We start from the raw sequence: 21,844 nt of genomic DNA on the forward strand, positions 1-21,844 counted from the left end.
CCGTACGCCCCCGCGCGATCAGACGGCGACCAGCACCGGGATGGTCAGAGCGATGAGGACGGTGAGGATCCAGAGGGCGGGGGCGGAGCCGAGGATCTGCTCGCGGCGGATCGTGGCGCGGGCGGCCTCGGTCTGGCTGCGTGCGACCCACCACGGATTCTCCCGGTGTTCCAGCCAGGCGTAGACGGCGCCCAGCCCGGCACCGTACGCGAGATGCCCGACCAGGCCGGGGAAGGCCGTGGCGATGCCCGAGGCGCTCCACCGCGGCGGCTGGCCGAGGAGGACGGGCAGCAGGGTCAGCGCACCGAGCACCCACCAGAAGAAGCCGTACGACAGGCCCCAGCCGACCCCTGAGGCGAGGTCGTAGCTGCGCCGGCGGAACAGCAGCGCGTAGGAGACGCCGATCAGCTGGGCGATGACGAGGTGGATGATCCACCCGGCGACGGCTCCGCGGGCCCCGACCAGCCGGGCCACCGTGGGCAGCACGTCCACCGTTCCCCATACGAAGCCGAAGACGATCCCGCCGGCGAGCCCGGACAGCGCGCCGTAGCCGACCGCCCGCAGACCGCGCGTGCCGGCCTCGTGGTGCCGGAGCCGGACGTCGTCGACGAACAGGCCGCGGGCGAGCGAGCCGAGCCAGCCGAAGACCGCGGCGATCCCGGCGCCCGCCAGCAGGTACGGCGGCAGTCTGCTGGTGGCGGCCGCGACGTCCGGCTGCGTCCAGTGCAGCGTGCCGTCGCCGACGAGGGCCCGGAGGGTGAGATCGGCGACGACCCACCACAGGAATCCGTAGGCGGTACCGCGGACGAGCGCGGGACCGGTTCCCTCGGCCCGGCCGGTGAACACGAGCGGATAGCCGATGCCCATGCATATCGCCACGGCGGGCAGCCAGCCCAGCCTCGCTCCCGCGCCGATCCCGAAGGCCGCCACGAGGAGGCCGGCGACGATCGCGGCGGCGAGCAGGCCGCGCAGCAGGGTCCTCGGCCGCACGTGGTCGTCGGCGGCGAACCGGCCGTCACGGTGCAGGAGGGCGAAGACGACGGCGGTGACCGCACCGTAGTAGAGATGTCCGAGCAGGCTCGGCACGGCGGCCTGCGCGGTCTGCAGGCTCCAGGTCATCGGGGTTCCCGAGAGCAGGGGCAGCAGGGTCAGCGCCCCCAGGAACCACCAGAACACGCCGTAGGCCAGGCCCCAGAACAGCAGCTCGCTGGACCTGGTCCGCTGGTGCACGACGAGCAGCCCGAACCCGGCGCCCACCAGCGCCGCGATTACCATGTGCAGCGTGAAGCCGACCCCGGCCGAGCCGGACCGGACGAGCAGGGCGACGGTCCCGAGTTGCCCGAGCGAGCGCATCGCCGCACCGAAGGCCAGGCCCCCGGCGATTCCGGCGAGCGCTCCGGGCAGGGCGCCCTGGCGGAGGTACGGCCCCCGAACCGCGAGGCCGGCGGCCGTCATGGGACGTCCCGGACGGGCACCGAGGGCGTCTCGGGGTGGCCGGTGGTGACGACGATGTCGCGGGGGAAGACCAGGTCGAGACCCCAGTCGAGGAGCACGCGCACGCGGCGCTCCAGCCCCGGGAGTTTCGCCAGATAGATGCCGCGCCAGAGCAGCCAGGCGCTCAGGCCGGAGAAGGGCCGCCCGCGGATCTCGCCGGCGGCGGTGCGGTGGCCGAGCGCGACGAATATGCCGATGGTGGTGAAGCGGAACGGCTTGGGGCGGCGGCCCCTCAGTACCGCGGCGATGTTGTCGGCGACCGCCTTGCCCTCGCGCATGGCGTGCTGAGCGGTCGGCGGGTAGGGCGCGCCGTCCTCGGCGGGGATCTGGGCGCAGTCGCCGATCGCCCAGACGCCCTCCAGTTCGAAGGCGCGCAGCATGCGGTCGACGACGACCGAGCCGCCGCGGCCGCGTTCGCCCGGCAGGGACCTCAGCAGCGGGCTCGGCCGGTTGCCCGCGGTCCAGACGAACGTCGACGTCGGGATCACCGAGCCGTCGCCCAGCCGTACGTCGCGGTCGGTGGCGCCGCTCGCGCGGACGCCGAGGCGGAACTCGATCCCGCGGGCCCGCAGTTTCCCGAGCGCGTAGTCCCCCAGGCGGTCCGACAGTTCGGGCAGGATGCGCTTGCCCGAGTGGACGAGGACGAAGCGCGGCTCGTCCGGGCGAATGCCCGGGTAGAAGTGGAGCACGCCGTGGGTGAGGTCGTACAGTTCCGCGGCCGCCTCCGTCCCGGCGAACCCGCCGCCCGCCACGACGAAGGTCAGCAGGCGGGTCCGCTCGGCGGGATCGGTCTCCTGGTCGGCGCGCTCCAGCAGGGTCAGCACACGGTCGCGCAGGCGCGCCGCGTCGGCGAGCGACTTGAGCGTGAACGCGTTCTCGGCCAGGCCCGGCAGGTCCAGGAAGTGCGGGACGGACCCGACCGCCAGGACGAGATGGTCGTAGGCGACGGCCTCCCCGGTCCCCAGCCGGACGAGGCGCCGCGCGACGTCGATCTCGGCGACGCGGCCGTGCCGGAACCGCGTATGGGCCACGGCCGCGCGGACCGGCGTACTGATGTGCTGGGCTTCCAGTCCGCCGGACGCGACCTCGGCGAGCATCGGCGTGAAGAGCAGGAAGTTGGAGTCGCTGATCAGCGTCACCCCGACGCGCTGGCTCCGCAGGTTCAGCCGCTCGAACCGGCGGGCCGCGCTGACACCGCCGAATCCGCCCCCGACGATCACCACATGCGGCAGCGGGGGTTCGGCGGGGCGAAGGGCCGCGCGTCCGCTGAGGCGGGTCGTGGCCAGATGGAAGAGGGCCCCCGCGAGGGCACCTTGGAGCAACGACCCGACCAGTTCCGGATAGGCGGCCGTGGCCGCCGCGACCGACCAGGTCGGGGTGTCGCCGTTGAGCAGCGGGTCCACGGTCAGCCACCAGACGACCCAGCCGAGCAGTCCCAGCAGCAGCCCGGCCGACGCGGACACCGCCGGTCCGAAGGGCCGCCGCCCGACGATCGCGCCGAGCGCCGCGCCCGTGACGCTGGCGTATGCGGCGAAGACGGCCCAGCCGTACGTGCCATGCTGCGCGACCGGATCCTGCCATGCCATGAGCGCGCCCAAAAGCAGCCCCGACAGCAGCCCGCTCACCACTCCGCTGAGCAGCCGGACGCCGCCGCCGGGCGCCGTCGGCAAGTACTCCTGCAGGCCCATGCCGCATCACCGTCCCACTTCGTAAAGCGGGCGCCTTCTCGTCCCTCGGCGGTCCCGCCCCAGCGTCGCACGAACCGCCCGGCTTGTCCTGCGGCGACCGCCACTATCCCGATGACCCGCGAAGTGCTTGCAGGAGTTCGGAGATGACGGACGGATCGGGCGTGTGGGCATGGAGAGCGCGACGCGGGCGGCGAGGCCGGCCGCCCGGGACCAGATCGTCGCGGCGGCCTCCGCCGGGGTGCCCACGACGGCGATGCGGTCGAGGAGGGCGTCAGGGATCAAGGACGCGAGTTCGTCCCAGCGACCGTCCCGGCTCCTGACCAACAACCGACCGGCCAGCGGCGACAGCGAGCCGGTTCGGGCGGAGTTACCGCCGTCGGTCGTTCGGACGTTGGAAGCGGCCGCTATCTAGTCGGAGGGCTTGACTGAGCTGAAAGGCTTGGCCGTTTCGAGCTGTGCGGCGATGTTGACGAGCTGGTCCTCCCGGCCGTAGGCGGTGACGAGTTGGACGCCGACGGGCAGTCCGGCGCGTTCCAGTGCAGCGGGAGGCTGATCGCGGGCTGGCCGACGAGGTTGAAAGCGCGGGTGAAGGCCGTGTACTTCGCCTGCAGGTGGCGGTTGGCCAGCGGGTCGCCGGGGGCGGGTGTGAAGGTGTCGAGGGGCGCGGGTGGTTCGCCGGTGGTCGGGGCGAGCAGCAGGTCGTGGCCATCGGCCCACCACTGGTGCATGGCGCGCCGATGGCGGGTGAAGGCGGCCAGGGCCTGGGCGTACTCCACCGCGCCGGCTTCGCGTCCCTTCCCGCACGCGAGCGCCCAGGGGTGGTGCTCCACGTCGTCGGGGGTGGCCTCGCGTCCGAGTGTCTCGGAAAGCCGAGCGATCATCTGGGCCATATGACTCGAGGCCACGATGTTGAGCCGCTCGGTGATCGTGGGATCACCGAGGGCGGTGGGGAAGGCCGGCTCAACGTGGTGGCCCAGCGCCTGCAGGAGATGAGCGGTCTGGCGTACGGCCTGGGCGCAGTCGGGATGGACGGCACCGCCGCAGGGATAGTGGTCGAGCAGCCCGATGCGCAGTGGGCCGGAGTCACCGGACAGTTTCTGGAGGTAGGGTCGGCGGCGTGCGGGCGTGGTGACCGTGTCGCCCACGCCGGGGCCGTGTACCGCGTTCGTCACGGCGAGCTCGGCGCGGCCGCGGCGTAGCCGACGACCGCTCCGGGCCAGCGGGCCATCTCGTTCTCGATCTGCGCAGGACCGTGCACTTCGCGAAATACCTGTCGGACCCGGCCTTCAGAAGGAAGATCTCGCGGCAACTTAACAAGGGCGAGAGCTTGCATGCGCTGACCTGCACCACGCGCAGCAGGACACGGCGTCATCAATGTCGACGTCAAGGCGGAACTGGCCAAGCTCGATACCAACCCGTGAAGGGCTGCCAGAGCGATTTGTTCCAGGTCGGCCTGGAGTGCGCGGAGGCTCGCGGTGCGCAGGTCGCGCAGGTGTGCGGCGATGTCGGCGGACTGCGGGGAGCAGTTGCTCGCCGAGCTGATCAGCATGCAGCCGTGCGGGCGGTCCGGGCGGGTGTAGGCGGCGGCCGCCTCGTGCAGCAGCCGCTGGACGGCGGCGCGGCTGCATGCTGATCAGCTCGGCCAGCGCGTGATGGGCGAAGGCGGCATATGTGGCCAGGTAGCGGTCGAGTGCCTCCAGGAACAGAGCTCGTTTGTCGCCGAACGCGGCGTACAAGCTGAGGTAGCGTCGTAGCCGTGCTCCCAGAACACGGGGTTCAAGCAGGTGGTGGAGATCGTGCGCAAGGAGGGCAAGGCGGTCGCGGCCCGGCGCTGCGCGCGGCTGGCGCTGCACGCCCTCCCCACAGCGGGGGCGCGCGGCTGCCCGGCCGCGCCGGCGAGCCACCGCTGCTCATCCACGGCTCCAACATCGCCACTGGCCTGCGCCCGCTGGCCACCGCGCTGAGCTGCAGCGCACCTTCGGTCAGCCTGCTACACTACCACCGGCGCGGAATGGGCGGCAGCACCGGCCGCGGCGGACCATTCAGCATCGAACAGGACGCCGCCGACGCCCTCGGCCTGCTGGACGCCCTCGACCTGCCCTCCGCCCACATCGCGGGATACTCCTATGGCGCGCCGGTCGCCGTTCAGGCCGCGCTCACCGCGCCCAAGCGGACCTGCAGCCTCATCCTGCTGGAGCCGATCCTCAAACAAGTGCCCAGCGCCGCCGGGTTCTTCAGCGGCATGCACCACGTCATGGACCGCTACAGCACCGGCGACACGGCGGCGCGGTCACCGCCACCTTCGCCTCACTCGGCGGCGACAACTGGCCAGAACTCATCGCAACTGCCGGAGCCGACGCCTTCGGCGCGGCCGTCCGCGACACCGAAATCTTCTACCGGGGAGAAAGGCCGTCCCTGGACGCCTGGAGGTTCGACCCCGGCCTCGCCTCCGCCGTGCGATCACCCGTCCTCTCCGTCCTCGGAATGCGCAGCGGACCGTTCTTCACCGAAGGCCGCGACCCCATCCACCAACATTTCCCGCAGTGCACGGACGCCGACATCCCAGGCGCCAACCACCTGCTCAACCTCCAAGCCTCCGAACTCATCGCCTCCGAGGTCACCCATTTCCTCGTCGATGATGGAGCGACTGGTTCCGGACCTGGCGGCAGTTACCGTCGGTGTTCAAGGCATCCTGGCAGACGGTGCACCATCGCTTCACCGAGTGGAGCGCCGCGCGCGTGTGGGCCAAGCTGCATCGGGTGCTGCTGGACGAGCTGGGTGCGGCCGGTGAGCTGGACTGGTCGCGGTGCGCGATCGACTCGGTCAGCTTCCAGGCGGCCAAAGGGGGAGTTGACCGGCCCGAATCCTGTCGACCGCGGCAAGCCTGGATCGAAGTTCCGATTTCTGGTCGATCGGGCTGGTCTGCCGCTGTCTGTGGGAATTTCTGTGGCCAAGACTCACGACAAGCTCGCCTTGGCGCCGCTGGGGCGGAGCATCCCGCCGATCCGAAGGTCCAGAATGCCCGGTCGATCAGTTTGTCCTGTGTAGGGTGACGTCTCCTTACACCCTGGGTACTTGCCTATGCGCGCAGGAGGACAAGCGGTTTCAAGCCCAGGACACCTTGGTGTCGGAGAATCGGAACAGCCGGAGGGTGAGCAGGGCCGTGACGAGGGTGTACGCCCAGAGGACGGCCACGGGCGTGATCGCCGCGCCGAGTCCTCCGGGCGACAGCACGACGTGGTCGAATCCTTGGACGGCCCAGTAGGTGGGAAATGCCGGCGCGGCCGACTGCATCCAGTCCGGCAGCGAAGCTAGTGGGACGAGAGCCCCGCCGATTCCTCCCATCATCAGGCCGCCGAGGTTGCTGATCGCGTTCAGTTGCTGGATGTTCCGCGACAGCGCGGTGACGAGCAGCGAGTAGGAGACGACGAACGCCGACAGCGACAGCGCGACGAGCATGGTGGCGAGCATCGACCCGCGCGGCCGGAACCCGTACAGCGAGGCGGCGAGGGAGAACACCGCGATCTGCTGGAAGGCGACCACCAGCAGCCCGGTCAGCGCCTTGCCTGCCGCGATCTCCCACGACGCGGCCGGGCTGGCGCGCAGGCGATTCCAGGTGCGCCATCCGTGCTCGCGGAAGAAGGAGAAGCCGATCGTGCCGGTGACCGAGAAGGCGAAGACGACCGAGAGTCCCGGCACGGCGAAGAGCACGCCGGAGTCGTCGCCGCGCGCACGCAGGACGGCCTGTGCCGCCGGCGCGACGAAGGCGACGAGGACGATCGGGGTCGCGATGAAGATCAGCAGCACCGATGGTGAACGTCGCAAGAGCCGCAGTTCGTGGTGGCAGATCGCCAGCAGGACGGTCGCACGGCCCATCACACTCTCGCCTCCCGGCTCGCGGGCGGCTCAACGGCGGCGGTGCCGGGGCCGCCCGGCTCGGTCAGGGACAGGAAGACCGCTTCGAGGGTCGGCCGGACGATCTGGACCTGCGCCAGCGAGCCCGAGCGGGCGGTGAGGTCTGGCAGCAGCCGTTCCATCGTCCCGGACGGATCGCGGGTGGCGACGCGCACGGTGTTCGGTGCCACGAGCGTGGCGCTCTCCTGCGGGTGGAGGGGCAGCGAAGGCGGCGGCCCGTCGAAGCGGATTTCCAGGCCGGTGTCCCCGTGGGCGTTCAGCAGGTCGGCGCACGTACCGGCCGCGGTGACACGGCCGCGGTTCATGATGACCACGTCGGCGTGCAGGGCCTCCACTTCGTGCAGGTAGTGGGTCGTGTACAGGATCGCGCTCCCCGCCGCGGCGAGCTCCCGGACGGTGTCGGTGATCGCGTTGCGGGACTGGACGTCGGCGCCGACCGTCGGCTCGTCCAGCAGGATCAGTGCTCTCCCGCCCATCAGGGCCATGGCCGTGTGGACCCGGCGCTGCTGCCCGCCGGACAGGGTCCGGCACGGACGGCGCAGGAAGTCGGTGAGCGCGAGCCGCTCGGCGACGTCGCGGACACGTGCCGGGCGGTCGCGGCCGGGTACCCGCGCGAGGCGGGCCATGAGGTCCAGGTTCTCCTCCGGCGTGAGCGTGAGGTAGAGACCGAGGTCCTGCGGCGCGATCCCGAGGTTCGCGCGGGCGCGCCGCGCATGGCGGGCCATGTCGGTACCGCAGACTCGGACCCGGCCGCCGTCCGGCCGCAGGAGGCCCGCGACGATCGAGATGAAGGTGGACTTGCCCGCGCCGTTGCGGCCGAGGAGTGCGACGACCTGTCCGGCGGCGACGCGCAGGTCCATGCCGTCCAGCACCCGCACGGGCCCGAAGCTCTTGGAGACGGTCTCGGCGTCGAGCATCGTCAGATGTCCGCGTGTTCGTGCAGGGCGGCGACGAGGCGGCCGGCGGCCGCGTCCATGAAGTCCGCGCGGAAGCGGTCGCGGCTGTAGGCGAGCGTCGTGTGCAGTGTGTCCCCGATGATCACGGCCTTCAGTTCGATGAGCCTGCTGATGGGGATGCGGCGGTCGGGGAAGGCGCGTGCCTGGGTGGCCGCGTAGCGCACCGGCCCACCGGCGCCGCCGTCCAGGCGGCCGGTGTAGTTCACCGAGATCTCGGAGCGTCCGGTGAGGTCGCGGGCCCCCTCCTCGGTGAGGTGGCGGAGCGCGCCGTAGCCGGAGCCGTGGTCCGGGACTCCGGTCAGCCGCCGCCGCACCCCCTCCAGCGAGACGGACGGGCCGATCGGGACGACGACCGGATAGACGCTGGTGAACCAGCCCATGGTCCAGGCGAGGTCCAGGTCGGGCGAGGTGGACCGGCGTCCGTGGTCCCGGAGGTCCACCCGGATCTCACCTTCGGGCACCCAGTCGGAGAGGCTGGTGAGGAGGGCCGTCAGCAGGAGCGGGACGAGGTCGGGGTCCACGGCCAGAAGGGAGGATGTGGCGGAGGCGTCCAGGGTCGCCGTGCTCGACTGCATGGATCCGAGCAGGGCCGGTCCGTGGTCGTGGTTCACCGGGACCTGCACGGTCTCGGCGGCGTCCTGCTCCGCCCAGTAGGCGAGCTGCGCTCTGACGTCACCACTCGCCGCACGCTTCGCCTCCTGCCTGGCCCAGACCGCGTAGGGCGTGGTCGGTTCCGGCAGTTCCACGGGCTGGGACTCGCTCAGCGCGCGGTACGCCGTGAACAACTCGTAGATCAGCATCCAGATGGAGTGACCGTCGACGGCCAGATGGTGCACCGAGACGAGCACACTGGACGGCCGCCCGGGGCCCCGGTCGCCGACGACCAGGGACACCAGCGGCCCGGTGCGCAGGTCGCGGGCGGCCTGCAGTTCCCCCGCCCTGGACCTGAACATCGCCAGGGCGGCGACATCGGACGAGCGGCTCAGGTCGAGCGACTCGACGTGCGGCGCCGGTCCGGAGCCTGGTGGCGCGAGCGTCTGCCGCCATCCGGACGGCGTTCGCGCGAGGCGCAACCGGAGGGCGTCGTGGCGGTCGACGACCCGGCTGGCGGCCTGAAGGAGCAGGTCGGGGTCGATGCGCTCGTCGCAGTCCAGGAGGGCCTGCGTGTCCCACGCCTCCGGGGCGGGGTCCGCGAGGTGCAGGTAGTGGTACTGCACCGGGGTCAGCGGGACTTCCGACGCGGCATCGACCCCGGCGGCGGATGCGACGGATGCGGCGGCGGACGCGAGCCTGCCGACCATCCCGGCGACCGAAGCCTCCCGCAGGTCCTCGACTCGGAGGTGGACGCCGCGCTCCCTGGCCATGGAGACCACCCGCATCGCCGTGAGGGAGTCGCCGCCGAGCTCGAAGAAGTTGTCCTGGGGGCGCACCTGCCTGCGTCCGAGGGCGCGCTGGAAGACGTCCTGGAGGATCTCCACCACGCCGTCACCGGACGTGGGCGGGATGCCGTCCTCGGCGGATCCGGAAGGCGGGCTCGGTTCGGTCCGGCCTCGCCAGAAGCGTTCATGGCGCCACCGGTCGATGGGGAGCGGATCGTCCGCCGCGGTGGCGGTGGTGTCGTCCTCGCCGGGGAGCGGTCGGGCGCCGGTGTCGAGCCGGGCCTCCTCGATCAGCAGGTGCGCGTTGGTCCCGCCGAAGCCGAAGGAGGAGACCGCCGCGACGCGCGGGTGCGGCGCGGCGTCCCAGCGCGTCGCCTCGGTCGGCACGTAGAAGCCCGTCGGCCCTGGATCGATAGCGGCGTTCCACCGCCGGAAGTGCAGGTTGGGCGGTATCACGCCGCTGCGGACGACGAGCGCCGCCTTGATGAGTCCCGCGATGCCCGCCGCTGCCTCCAGGTGGCCCATGTTCGTCTTCACCGAACCGAGGGCGCATCGTCCGCCGTCCCTCCCGTACACCATCGACAGGGCGTCGAACTCGATCGGGTCGCCGAGCGAGGTGCCCGTCCCGTGGGTCTCGATGAAGCCCACGGACGAGGGCGCGATCCCGGCTTTTGCAAGGGCCTCGGACAGTACGTCGCGCTGCGCGAGGACGGAGGGCGCGGTCAGTCCCTGGGACCGGCCGTCCTGGTTGGTCGCCGATCCCCGCAGCACGGCGACCACCTGGTCCCCGGCGGTGACCGCGTCCACCAGCCGCTTGAGCACGATGACGCCGGCGCCCTCACCGCGGACGATCCCGTCGGCGTCGGCGTCGAACGCTCCGCACCGCCCTTTGGGAGACAGCATCCCCCACTGGGAGAGCGCGACCTGGGTCTCGGGGGCCAGCATCAGGCTGACGCCACCGGCGAGCGCGGTGTCGCACTCGCGCAGCCGCAGCGACTGGCAGGCCAGGTGGACGGCGACCAGGGACGACGAGCAGGCGGTGTCGACCGCCATGCACGGGCCGCTGAGGTCCAGTAGGTACGACAGCCGGCCCGCCGTCACGGAGTGGGCGTTGCCGGTCGTGGTGTAGGCGTCCACTGCGGCGATGTCGTCATGGCCTGTGCGGAGGTAGTCGTTGTAGTAAACGCCGACGAAGACCCCCGTCCGGCTGCCGGCGATCGCCGGCGGCTGAAGGCCGGCGTCGTCCAGGGCCTCCCAGGCGACCTCCAGCAGCAGTCGTTGCTGGGGGTCCATCGCCGCCGCCTCCTGCGGCGTGATCTTGAAGTGTTCGGCGTCGAACCCGGCGACGTCGTCGAGGAACCCGCCGCGGCGGGACGTCGCGCGGCCGGGGACGGGCGCGGAGGCGCCGGCCGGGGCGGTGTCGACGTCCCACCGGTCGGACGGCACGTCGCGGACCGCGTTCCATCCCGCCAGCAGGTTCCGCCAGTAGGAGCGGGGTCCGCTGACCCCGCCGGGGAAGCGGCAGCCGATGCCGACCAGCGCGATGGGCTCGCTCAGCACGGCCTCCGCCGCCCGGTTCATCCGGGCGGCGACCTCGGCGCGCCGGCCGGGGGAGAGGCGGTGGAGTCGTTCGGTGATGCTCGCCGCGGTCATGCCGCATCGCCTCCCAGGGCTTCGATCTCGTCGAGCAGGACCGTGAACGGGCTGTGCTCCGCGGACGCCGGTTCGGCGGTTGTCGGCGCGGCGGTTGTCGGTGTGGCAGTGGTCGGCGCGATCGTCTCCGGAGCCGGCGTGCGGCCGAGCTCCTGCCCGATGCGATGCTCGAGATGGCCGATGATCGCCTCGGTGGTCGGATGGCGCCACAGCAGCGTCGTCGGCAGCCGGATCCCGGTCGCGCGGTCGAGGCGGCGGCAGATGGCGACCGCCATGATCGAGTCGAGCCCGTGCTCGGCGAGCGGAGTGTCGGACTCGAGGTCCCCGGCCGCCGTCCCCATCTCCTCCGCCACCGTCGCGTTGACGAGATCGGCCAGCTCCTGCCGGAGCGCCGTCGCGGACGACCCTGCCCACCGGTCCAGTGCCGCCGGTGGACGCGGCAGCAGATCGTCCGCGGCTCCCGCAACGACAAGGGCGTGGTGCACGCCGCTGCGGTGCACCCGGTCCCACGCGTCGAGCGCCTCTTGCTCCTCAAGCGGCCGCATACCGGTTCGCCGCATCAGCTCCCGGACGGCCGCGCCGCCGGACGTCACCGCCATGCCGAGTCCGCGCCACGGCCCCCAGCCGATGCTCACCGTGTGGCACCCCTCCCGAGACCGGTGCGCGGCCAGCGCGTCCAGGTAAGCATTGGCCGCGGCGTAGGCGCCCTGCCCTGGAACCCCGGCCAGCGCCCCGGCGGACGAGAAGAGCACGAGGAAGTCCAGATCTCCGGGCGGGAAAAGGCGGTGGAGGTGGTCCGCTCCGCCGACCTTGGCGTGCAGGATGTCCCGCATCGCCTGTTCATCGAGCCGGTCGACGGGCAGGTCGGCGGCCGTCCCCGCCGCGTGGACCACGCCGCGGATCGGCGCGTGGGCGCGCAGGACCACCGCGAGCGCATCCAGGTCTCCGACGTCGACCGGTTCGGTCAGCACGGTGACACCCGCGGTCTCCAGGGCGCGGACCGCGTTGATGCGCGTGCGGACGTCCTCGTCGAAAACATCGTCCCAGCATTCCCGCGGTGGAAGCGGCGTCCTCGCGAGCAGGAGGAGCCGTTTGGCCCCGCGGGCCGCCAGATGCTTTGCCGCGATGAGACCGAGGGCGCCGAGACCGCCTGTGACGACGTAGACGCCGTCCGGGTCGCATACCAGGGGCGGACGGCTCTCCAGCGCGCCCAGCGGAACCGGCTCCGGCCGCGTCGCGACACCGTCGCGCACGCCCGTGACGTCCGGCGCCCCGTGCAGCAGCGTCGCAACAACGGCCTTCGCTGACGTCTCCGCGCTGTCATCCGGGTCCAGATCCACGATCCCGCCCCAGTGATCGGGCAACTCGGCGGCCATGACCTGCCCGAGACCCCAGAGTGGGGCCTCCCCGAGGCCCGCGTGGGCGCCCGCCCTTACTCCCGCGGTCAGCACCCACAACCGGCCATGGCCCGCCACCGCTCGCGAGCGGATCGCCTCGACGGCCGAGGCGCAGCGCTGCACCACTGCGTCGACGGTGTCGCCACCACCACCGCCCCCCGCCGGGGAGGGGAGGAGGACGACGGCGTCGGCGGACGCGGCGGTCGCCGGATCATCAGCGAGCACGACCTCGACTCCCTCGTCCTCAAGGTACCGGGCGATCGGCTCGGCCAGCGGATGGGGAGTTCCCGGCAGGACGACCGTCCCGATCGGCCGGCGCGGGCCGTTCGGGCGCGACACCCACTCGATCGTGCGGATCGGCTGGGCCGCCGGAACTCCGGTCACGGAGGGCGGTCCGACCAGGCGCGCGTAACCGACGCCCGTCAGGTACAGCAGGAGGTCGCCGTCGACCGTGGTGACCTCGATGTCGAAACCGGGGACGGTCCCGGCGCCGGGCCGCCGCCGGGAGAGCACGCGGAAGCGTTCCCCTGGTTCGCGCACCGGGCACAGGGCCTCGACGTGCGCCGGGACGAGCAGTTCAGGATGGTGTGCACCGGCCAGTGGAGCCAGTTGCAGGGCCGCGTCCAGTGCGCACGGCAGGCCGCCCGCCGTCGCGGGACTGTTGCTCGCGCCCACGCGCACCTCCGCCATGAGGTGGTCGCCGGTGCGGGCGATCTCGGTGATCCGCCAGGGAAACGCACGGCCCTCGATCCCGAGACCGGACAGGATCCGTTCGAACTCGTCCGGAGACATGAGGCTGCGGCCGGGATCCTCCAACACGCGGCGGGCCTCTGCCGGAGGCGGCGCGCCGACGGCCGTCATGCGCGACGTCGCATGCGTGCTCCATGAGCCGCTGTCCGGGCGGACGGCGAGGTCCAGCCCTTCGTCTCTCGCGATGACCTGTACTTCCGCGGGCCGGTCGAGCGGCACGAACCGGAGCAGGTCCACGGTCGCGAGGGCCGAGCGGCCGAGTTCACCGGCGGCGGCGAGCAGGCTGCCCAGCAGCACCGAAGCCGGCACCACGGGCAGGCCCCGCACGGTGTGCATGCCGGGATAGGGCGGCGAGGCGGGCGACAGCCGGCTCCGCCAGACGTCACAGGCAGGCTGCAGGCCCACGCTGCTGCGCTCGCCCAGAAGCGTGCCCGGAAGGCCCGCCGCGGGCCCCGGGGATGGAGCGGGCGGTCCGGCGGGCTGCTCCGTCGTCCCCGGTTGCGGCCGTGCCGACCCCGGCCGGCGGTGGCGCCAGGCGGCTGTCGGCAGGTCGATGAGACGTCCCCGGGTCGCGGGGCGCGCGAGACCGAGCACCTGCAGGAGGGCGAGGGCACCGTGGAAGGCGGACGTCTCGTCCGGTCCCCGGCGCAAGGTGTGGACCGTGCCGACATCGCCGCCGCCGGCGATCTCGTCTATCGCCGCAAGCAGGACCGGGTGCGGCGCGATCTCGACGAAGACCGTGTGGCCGTCGGTGAGCGCGGCCTCCACCGCGTGCTGGAACCGGACGGGCCGGCGGAGGTTGGCGCTCCAGTAGCCGCCGTCGAATTCGGGCACCGCGTGCGGGTCGGGCAGGACGGTGCCGTAGAAGTCGGCCGACGGACGGCGGACGGTGAGCCGGCCCAGCCCGCTTTCCAGTTCGGCGAGCAGGGGCTCCACCTGAGCGGAATGGGAGGCGACATCGACCGCCACGGCGCGCGCCGGCACCCCGGCCTCCTCGGCGTGGCGCAGCAGCGCGTCGATCCGGGCGGACGGGCCGGTGAGGACGGTCTGCGACGGTGAGGAGTACACGGCGGTCTCGACGCCGGGGAACCGTGCGGCGAGCACGTCGGCGTCCCGCGCAGGCAGCCCGATCACAGCCATGGCTCCCTCGCCGGCAATCCTTTTCATCAGGCGGGAGCGGCGCACGACGACGCGCAGACCGTCCGCCGTGTCGAGCGCTCCGGAGACGACGGCCGCGGCGACCTCTCCCACGGAATGGCCGATCACCGCCGCCGGCTCGGCGCCGTGACCGCGCCAGAGTCGCGACAGTGCGACCTGGACGGCGAACAGCACCGGCTGCACGGCGTCGATCTCCGTCAACTCCCTGCCTGAGAGGAGGACGTCGCGCAGCGAGAAGCCCGCCTCCGCCGCGAACAGCGGCTCCAGGTCGTCCACGGCCGCGGCGAAGATCGGCTCCTCGCCAAGGAGGCGGCGTCCCATGCCGGGCCACTGCGAGCCCTGCCCGGAGAAGACCCACACCGCCCCGGCCGGCGTCGCCGTTCCCAGGGCGGTCAGCGGGTCCTCCCGCCCGTTGGCCAGAGCGCGCAACCGCGACAGCGCTTCGGGCACGGAACGCGCCACGACCGCACCGCGGACCCGGCCGGAGCACCTGCGCGACGACGTGTGCTCGACATCGTGAAGGTCCACCTCGCCGGGCACGTCCTCGATAAAGGCGGCCAGCCGCTCCGCCGCCTCGGCGAGGCGATCGCGGTCAGGGGCGCCGAGGAGCAGCCGTACCGGTGCTCCTTCCCGGTCCACCCCGCTCACCGGGGCGGGCGAAGCCGACTCGACAACGACGTGCGCGTTCGTGCCGCCGAAGCCGAACGAGGAGATTCCGGCCATCCTGCGGCCCTCGGGGCGTGGCCAGGGCATGTCCCGGCTCACCACTTCGATGCCGAGTCGCGCGAAGGGGATGTGCGGATTGGGGCGGCCGAAGTGCAGGTTCCTCGGCAGACGCCGGTGCCAGAGCGCCAGAACGGTCTTGATCAGGCCGGCGATCCCCGCGGCGGCCTCCAGATGCCCGATGTTCGTCTTGACGGATCCCACGTACAGTGGTCGCTCCGCGGGGCGTCCGGCGCCGAGGGCCTCACCCAGCGCCCGCGCCTCGATCGGGTCGCCGAGCAGGGTACCGGTGCCGTGCGCCTCGACGAAGTCGACGTCGCCAGGCGCGACACCGGCGTCGCGGCAGGCGCGGCGGATCACCTCGGCCTGCGCCTCCGGCCGCGGGGCCATGAGACCGTTGGACCGGCCGTCCTGGCCGACGGCGGAACCGCGGATCACCGCGAGGACCCTGTCCCCGTCCCGCAGCGCGGACTCCAGCCTCTTGAGGACCACGACGCCGCAGCCTTCGCCGCGGACGTAACCGTCGGCGTCGGCGCTGAACGCCTTGGAACGGCCGTCCGCCGCCATGGCGCCGGCCCGGTCGAAGGCCGCCGTGATCGTCCCGGAGAGCAGCACGTTCACACCACCGCAGATCGCCGTCTCGCATTCGCCGGAGCGCAGGCTCCGCACGGCGAGATGGACCGCGACCAGCGACGACGAGCAGGCCGTGTCGACGGCCATGCTCGGTCCGCGCAGGTCCAGGGAGTACGACAGCCGGTTGGCCGCGACGCTCATCGCCGAGCCGGTGAGGGCGTGCGGCTCGGGCGCCTCCGCCGAAGAGGGGGCGAAGAGCGCGTGCGCGTGCTCGTTGGAGGAGATGCCCACGAAGACGCCCGTATCGGTTCCGCACAGGGCTTCGGCCGCCAGACCCGCGTGCTCCAGCGCCTCCCAGGAGACCTCCAGCAGCAACCGCTGCTGGGGGTCCATGGCGGCCGCCTCACGAGGTGCGATGCCGAAGAACCGGTCGTCGAATCCGTGCACGTCGTCGAGGAGGCCGGCCCACGAGCCGGTGCCGAGTGATCCGCTGAAGCGGCTCTCGGGGACGCGGCGCACGGCCTCGCCTCCCTCGGACAGCAGGCGCCAGAAGGCGTCGGGCCCGTCGGCTCCGCCCGGGAACCGGCAGCCGATGCCGATCACAGCGACGGAGTCCGTACCGATCGCGCCGCCGCGGGACGGCCCTTCGGCGGGCCGCGCGGCGGCGGGGGCCGACACAGCGGGGGCCGACACGGCGGCGGGCGCGCTCGCCAGCCACGATGCCAGTGCCGCGATGGTGGGCTGCTCCCAGACGACCGTCGCGGGCACCTCCAGGCCGGTGAGCTCTTCCAGTTCTCCGGAGAGGGCCACGGCTTCTTGCGAGGAGAGCCCGAACTCACTGAACGGACGGTGCGGGTCGACTTCGCTCTGCGCGAGCCCGCTGATCTCACCGAGCCTGCGGGTGAGCCAGTCGGTGACTTCCTGCCCGCCGGTCAACGGTCGGCCTCCGGCGCGATGTGACCCGCCAGGTATGCGCGGCGGCATGCCCCGCGCGCGACCTTTCCGCTGCTGGTCACGTTCAAGGTGCCCGGACGGACGACGTCGAAGGCGAGCAGGGTCGTCCCGTGTCGTTCGCTGACCGCGGCGCGGACGCGCGCTTCCAGGGCTCGGATGTCCCGCTCTGCGGACGGGGCGCGCCCCGTGCGCTCGGCCACGACGACGACTCCCGTGCGCCCGTCCCGCGTCACCTCGAAGGCGGCCATCCTGTCAGGACGCAGGTCGGGCGCCGTCTCCCGGATCGTTGCCTCGATGTCGTCGGGATAGTGGTTGCGGCCGTCGACGATGATCAGGTCCTTCAGCCGTCCGCTGACGAACACATCGCCGTCGTACTCGAACCCGAGGTCGCCGGTCCTCAGCCAGCCGGGGACACCGTCCAAGACGGCTCCAAAGGTCTCCGCGGACTCCTCGGCCCGTGCCCAGTAGCCCTGGGCGATGTTCGGCCCGCGCAGCCAGATCTCGCCGACGTTTCCCGGGACGAGAGGCTCGCGGGTGTCGGGATCTACGATGCGTACCTGCTGACCGATGGGCCGGCCGCAGGACACCAAGGAGACGGTGTCCTCGGAGGCCGGCTGCGCGACGCCCTTCTCCAGGGCCTCGCGGGAGAAGTCGCGCGCTGTGGGGTGGCCGCCCGTCTCGGTCGTCGCGGCGAAGACGGTTGCCTCTGCCAGCCCATAGGACGGTCGTAAGACCTCCGGCGTCACCCCGTGCGGTGCGAATGCCTTGGTGAACCGCCGTAAGGTCTCCGCTCTGACCCGCTCGCTGCCGTTCAGGAACACCTTCACCCGGCTCAAGTCGACATGGGTCTCCTCCGGCTGGACCCGCCGCAGCAGCAGGTCGTAAGCGAAGTTCGGCGCAGCCGTGTACACGGGTCCGGGCCGCGACAACAGCGACAGCCAACGCGCCGGCCGCTTGAGGAACGAGACCGGGTCCATGAACTCGGAGGAGAGACCGGTGACGAGGGGCACGCATACCGTCAGCACGAGACCCATGTCGTGGTGGAGCGGCAACCAGCCGACGCACGTCCCATCCTCGGTCGCGCCGAACGCTTCCACGAGTTGGCGGACGTTTGCGATGACGTTGGCGTGGCTGACCATTACACCTCGCGGCGAACGGGTCGACCCGGAGGTGTACTGCAGGTAGGCGAGGTCGCAGTGGCGTCCCTCGAAGCCCTCGCCCCAGCGGGCATAGTCGCCGTCGATCGGAACGATCTCCCTCGGCGGGGGCAGCGTGCCATCGCTGAGCAACTCGGCGGCGTCGCGAACGTCCTTTCGCAGGACCAGCCACACCGTCGGCTCGCAGTCCCGCAGAGCCGCGCCCAGCCGCTCATTGGACGACAGTGATGTCGGAGCGAACAGCGGCACGGCGATGCACCCGGCATACATCGCGCCGATGAACCCGATCACGTAGTCCAGTCCCTCTGGCGCGAGGATCGCGACCCTTTCTCCCGGGTCGGCGACCATCGCCAGGCGGCCGCCGAGGCTCCTGGCGGACTCGATCGTCTGAGCCCTGGTCAGCCGCGAGCGGGCCTCTTCCCCCCCGGGGCCGAAACGTACATGGCTGAACAGCGGACGATCGGGATCCGCAGCCGCTTGCGTTGCGGCATGCCGAATCAAGCTGCCGTCAGCAGTTCCTGACCATGGTTGCGGGCGGTTCATGGCATCAAATCCCGTCCAACGAGGGGGGTGTAGATCGCACAGGCCGGCCGGCGCCCACGATCGGGAGCCAGAAAACAAGATCGCTTGTTAATTATGCAACTCCTCTTCATAAAGTCGCGTCTCCTTCGGCATCACCTGCCGAACTTAATCAGGCAATGTCGACAACATGAGGTGTTTAAGTTTCGTCCTGCATCTGTGGTGTCAAGTGCCCCGCCAGCAGACAGTGGCCCCGCCGGTGAGACGGCGGCTCATCAGGTCGATCATTGCGACGTGGACCATGGCTTCGGATCGGGTCGGCAAGGCGTCGTAGTCGCGTGCCAGGCGGCGGTACAACATCAGCCAGCCGAACGTGCGCTCCACCACTCAGCGCCGCGGTAGCGGCGTTAGGCGGCGGTGGTGACGATCGTTCCCGCACATGCACCGCGCCGTGGTCGAACGCGGCCGGGTCCCGGCGCACCTGCGGTCGTGGGCGGCGTTCTGGCCGACCTACCGGCCCGTGGACATCGGCCCTCCGCTCGCCGGGTGGCCCGGTGCATTTCTGCAACGGGGCCCCTCGGAACTGTGCGTGCCACTCGTCGCGGTACACGGCTCGAGCAAGCTCCGAAGGGCGATTAGGGCTGACTGCGAAGCGCCCCTGCGTTGGCGGGTGCGGTGCCCACGGTGGCAGGAGGTGTGAACAAGGCGAGTTTGGTCACGGTCCGGTGAACCGGGTCGGCCATGATGCATGAGATCGGGGGATTGCGGTGGTTGCTCGGCGCCTGGCCGAGGCGGCGCGGGCCAACCCCGCGCTGCGCGTCGTACGCGTCGAGGGCGCGGGCCACGCGATGGTCGCCGAGCGGTCCGCCGAGCTCACGAAGCTGATCACGGACTTCGCCGACACCGGCCGGCCGCGGCGGGGTGGGGTGGGCTGACCAGGGAGTCCGCCGCCTCCGCGACCTCTTTGACTCCGCAGGGCCTGCCTCGTAGAGGCGGTAGGTGCTCAGGACGTTGAGCCGGTGCAGGTGGCGGCACAGCTCCAGCATTCCGCGCCGGGCGAGCTCAGGCGGAACGTCGTAGGCGGCTATGGCCGCCGCCAGGGCGGGATCGAGATCGTCGGCCCACGGGTCGGTGCAGGCGGCCTCGGTCTCGGCGAGCGTACGTCCCGCCTCCACGGACGCGGCGACCTCGTCGTGCAGGCGTTCGAGGTACGCGACGAGCGCGTCGATGGCGGCCGGGCCGTCGCCCATCGGCCCGTGGCCCGGCACGATGGTGCGCAGCTCGGGTAGCGCCTCCCTCATCCGGCGCAGTGAGCCCACATACGGCTCGGGGCCGCCCTGCATGAGCATGTGGGCGACGCCCGCGTGGCCGAGGAAGTTCCCCGTCCAGGCGGTGCGCGTGTCGGGGATGTACACGATCGTGTCGCCGGGGCCGTTGCCCGGGCCGAAGTGCCAGAGCTGGACGGTGCGGCCGCCGAGGTCGATCTCGGCGAACGAGTCGAAGACCACGTCTGGGGTGCGCCAGCGGGTCACCGTGTCGAGCAGCCCCTCGTCGCCGTGCATGTTCCCCGACCGGACCTTCTTCTCGTAGTCCAGGTCGGTCATGTTCTCCTTGTTGAGCCGCGACGAGACGATGACGACGTCCTCGGGAAAGCCCATGTTCCCGAACGTGTGGTCACCGTGGTACGTCGTGTTGGCCAGGTAGCGCGGCGGCCGGTCGGTGAGCCCGCCGGCGAGGGCCCGGATGCGCGTGGACACCTCGGGCGTGATCCCGGCGTCGACGATGAGAGCGGCGTCGCGGCCGGCGACGAGGCCGTTGTTGTCCTTCGGCGGGAGGGTCGCCATCAGGGCGTACACGCCGTCGGCGAGGCGGTGCGGCGCCAGTGTGAGCCCCCTGGGAGACAGGTTCGGGCCCTGGTAGCCGTCGGGCCGCTCGGCGATCTCGCGGGCCGGGATGGGTGGCTGGGACATCTCGATCACTCCTCGTGCTCCGGAAGCCCGTCGTAAACTAATCGATCGATCGATTATTTTCAAGGGTGGTGATCGGTGATTGGATGTGAACGTGAGCATGACCACCAACGACCGGCCCCGACGGGGGCCGGGGCGTCCGGCGAAGTCCGAGGCGGGCGACACCAAGGCGGCACTCGTCGACGCCGCGCTCCGGCTATTCGCGCAGAACGGCTTCGCGGGCACCTCGATCAGGGCCATCGCGCGGGAGGTCGGGCTGAGCGAGAGCGCCTTGTACGCCCACTTCCCGAGCAAGAAGGCGATCCATGAGGCGGCGATGCGCGTGGCCGGGCCCTTGGTGGCGGTGGTCGCGCTGGAGGAGACGCCGGCCGGGGCAGGCCCGGCGGAGTTCATCCGCGCGTTCACCGACCGGGTCGTCACCGCCTGGGACACCCCGCGGGCTCGGCAGGCCATCGGCCTCGCGGTGCGGGACGGACTGATCCACGACGACGGGCTCAAGGAGGGCATCGATGGGGCGCTCCGCGGCCTCGCCGGAGTGTTCGCCCGCTGGATCGAGGAGGGGCGGATCCGCGACGACCTCGGCTCGCCGGAGGACCTCGCCTATGCCCTGCTGGCGCCGATCGCGCACGCCCGGCTCATGGGGTTGCACGGCGAGGCCACCGCCGGGCAGCGGGGCGACGCGCGCCGCCGGATGACCGCCCACGCCGAGCTGTTCGCCCGGGCCGTGACGGTGCCCCCCTCCGGCGGGGACCGCTGAGTCTCAGCGGCCGCTGCGCACGGGTCGGCCGGGGACCCCGACTCGCATAGGCGACCAGGGCGGCGGGCTCGGAGGGGCCGCCCGCACCTCCTCCTGCGGAGCATGGACTGGTACCTCTCCAGGATCGACGTCGCACGGGAGACCGCCCGCCGGCAGGGATACGGGGGAGTCCGCTGGCCCAAGAGCTCCGGACCGGACGGCCGGGAGAGCCCGGCGGACATCGGGCCGCTGCTCATCTGGCAGCAGCCCCACCCGCTGTACCTGCTGGAACTGCTCTACCGCGCCGTCGGCGACCAAGACCGGGAACCGCTGCTGGAGAAGTTCGGCGACCTGGTGCAGGAGACCGCGCGGTTCATGGCGGACTTCACCGAGGAACGCTCCGGGCGTTCACCACCTGCCCGCGCCGCTCGTGCCCGCGCAGGAGTTCTACGACGCGCGCACCACCGAGGACCCCACGTTCGAGCTGGCCTACTGGTGGTGGGGCCTGGAGATCGCGCAACGCTGGCGCGAGCGGACCGGATCCCCGCGCGACGCGCGGTGGCAGGACGTCCAGGAGCGCCTGGCCCGCCCGCACCAGATCGACGGGCGTTACACGGCGATCGCGACCGAACCCTATCTGCGGCGCGACGACCATCCGGCCATACTGTGCGCGCTCGGCATGGTGCCCGCCTCGCCCCTGATCGACGCCCCGGTGATGGAGACGACGCTCCTGGACGTCTTCGAGAACTGGCAGTGGCCGACGGCGTGGGGCTGGGACTTCCCCGTCATGGCGATGACCGCCACCTGAGCCGTACCGGGTTCGGT

At 71.8% G+C, this 21,844-nt stretch carries 12 protein-coding genes and 3 pseudogenes; 5 read left to right on the forward strand and 10 right to left on the reverse strand.

Features of this window, described 5'->3' with window-relative positions; all coding sequences use genetic code 11:
• Positions 1 to 18: 18 nt before the first annotated feature.
• The 3 genes from ACA514_RS04095 to ACA514_RS04105 all read right to left on the reverse strand — a co-directional run bounded on the left by ACA514_RS04095 (position 19) and on the right by ACA514_RS04105 (position 4,327).
• A complete protein-coding gene (locus ACA514_RS04095) occupies positions 19 to 1,455 on the reverse strand; it encodes a hypothetical protein (protein WP_375039622.1) in 1,437 nt (478 codons plus the stop codon).
• Positions 1,452 to 3,182, reverse strand: a complete 1,731-nt coding sequence (locus tag ACA514_RS04100; protein WP_375039623.1) for an NAD(P)/FAD-dependent oxidoreductase — start codon at positions 3,180 to 3,182, stop codon at positions 1,452 to 1,454. Before ACA514_RS04100 ends, ACA514_RS04095 begins: the two co-directional genes overlap by 4 nt.
• Positions 3,183 to 3,586: 404 nt before the next feature.
• Positions 3,587 to 4,327 carry an amidase family protein gene (locus ACA514_RS04105; RefSeq protein WP_375039624.1) on the reverse strand — a complete coding sequence of 247 codons (741 nt, stop codon included), beginning with the start codon at positions 4,325 to 4,327 and terminating at the stop codon, positions 3,587 to 3,589.
• 107 nt (positions 4,328 to 4,434) lie between these two features.
• On the opposite strand from ACA514_RS04105, the gene ACA514_RS04110 reads away from it, so the two are divergent.
• The 3 genes and pseudogenes from ACA514_RS04110 to ACA514_RS04120 form a co-directional block, all read left to right on the forward strand.
• On the forward strand, positions 4,435 to 4,815 hold the full coding sequence (locus ACA514_RS04110; RefSeq protein ID WP_375039625.1) for a Tn3 family transposase: 381 nt from the start codon (positions 4,435 to 4,437) through the stop codon (positions 4,813 to 4,815).
• A 123-nt stretch (positions 4,816 to 4,938) separates the two neighbouring features.
• Positions 4,939 to 5,370: pseudogene (locus tag ACA514_RS04115) on the forward strand (alpha/beta fold hydrolase); the annotation flags it as partial.
• A 469-nt stretch (positions 5,371 to 5,839) separates the two neighbouring features.
• Positions 5,840 to 6,212 (forward strand): annotated as a pseudogene (locus ACA514_RS04120) (IS5/IS1182 family transposase); the annotation flags it as partial.
• Between the two features lie 75 nt (positions 6,213 to 6,287).
• On the opposite strand, the gene ACA514_RS04125 reads toward ACA514_RS04120, so the two are convergent.
• The 7 genes and pseudogenes from ACA514_RS04125 to ACA514_RS04155 all read right to left on the reverse strand — a co-directional run bounded on the left by ACA514_RS04125 (position 6,288) and on the right by ACA514_RS04155 (position 20,286).
• The gene (locus ACA514_RS04125; protein WP_375039626.1) at positions 6,288 to 7,058 is read right to left on the reverse strand and encodes an ABC transporter permease; all 771 of its coding nucleotides are present in this window, start codon (positions 7,056 to 7,058) and stop codon (positions 6,288 to 6,290) included.
• Positions 7,058 to 8,014 carry an ABC transporter ATP-binding protein gene (locus tag ACA514_RS04130; protein ID WP_375039627.1) on the reverse strand — a complete coding sequence of 319 codons (957 nt, stop codon included), beginning with the start codon at positions 8,012 to 8,014 and terminating at the stop codon, positions 7,058 to 7,060. Before ACA514_RS04130 ends, ACA514_RS04125 begins: the two co-directional genes overlap by 1 nt.
• A gap of 2 nt (positions 8,015 to 8,016) precedes the next feature.
• Positions 8,017 to 11,085, reverse strand: coding sequence for a beta-ketoacyl synthase N-terminal-like domain-containing protein (locus ACA514_RS04135; protein ID WP_375039628.1), 3,069 nt, complete (start codon positions 11,083 to 11,085; stop codon positions 8,017 to 8,019).
• Positions 11,082 to 16,622 carry a type I polyketide synthase gene (locus ACA514_RS04140; protein WP_375039629.1) on the reverse strand — a complete coding sequence of 1,847 codons (5,541 nt, stop codon included), beginning with the start codon at positions 16,620 to 16,622 and terminating at the stop codon, positions 11,082 to 11,084. The genes ACA514_RS04135 and ACA514_RS04140 overlap by 4 nt, the downstream gene beginning before the upstream one ends.
• Positions 16,619 to 18,340: a fatty acyl-AMP ligase gene (locus ACA514_RS04145; RefSeq protein ID WP_375039630.1), complete on the reverse strand. Its 1,722-nt coding sequence runs from the start codon at positions 18,338 to 18,340 to the stop codon at positions 16,619 to 16,621. The genes ACA514_RS04140 and ACA514_RS04145 overlap by 4 nt, the downstream gene beginning before the upstream one ends.
• 201 nt (positions 18,341 to 18,541) lie before the next feature.
• Positions 18,542 to 18,703: pseudogene (locus tag ACA514_RS04150) on the reverse strand (IS5/IS1182 family transposase); the annotation flags it as partial.
• Between the two features lie 248 nt (positions 18,704 to 18,951).
• Positions 18,952 to 20,286: an MBL fold metallo-hydrolase gene (locus ACA514_RS04155; RefSeq protein WP_375039631.1), complete on the reverse strand. Its 1,335-nt coding sequence runs from the start codon at positions 20,284 to 20,286 to the stop codon at positions 18,952 to 18,954.
• A gap of 97 nt (positions 20,287 to 20,383) precedes the next feature.
• On the opposite strand from ACA514_RS04155, the gene ACA514_RS04160 reads away from it, so the two are divergent.
• Positions 20,384 to 21,040 (forward strand): TetR/AcrR family transcriptional regulator, encoded by a 657-nt coding sequence (locus ACA514_RS04160; RefSeq protein WP_375039836.1) that lies wholly within the window; start codon positions 20,384 to 20,386, stop codon positions 21,038 to 21,040.
• A gap of 409 nt (positions 21,041 to 21,449) precedes the next feature.
• Entirely contained in the window at positions 21,450 to 21,827 is a 378-nt protein-coding gene (locus ACA514_RS04165) for a hypothetical protein (protein WP_375039632.1), read from the forward strand.
• The last annotated feature ends 17 nt before the right edge of the window (positions 21,828 to 21,844 follow it).

Source organism: Actinomadura sp. NTSP31 (assembly GCF_041951385.1).
GTDB lineage: Bacteria > Actinomycetota > Actinomycetes > Streptosporangiales > Streptosporangiaceae > Spirillospora > Spirillospora napierensis.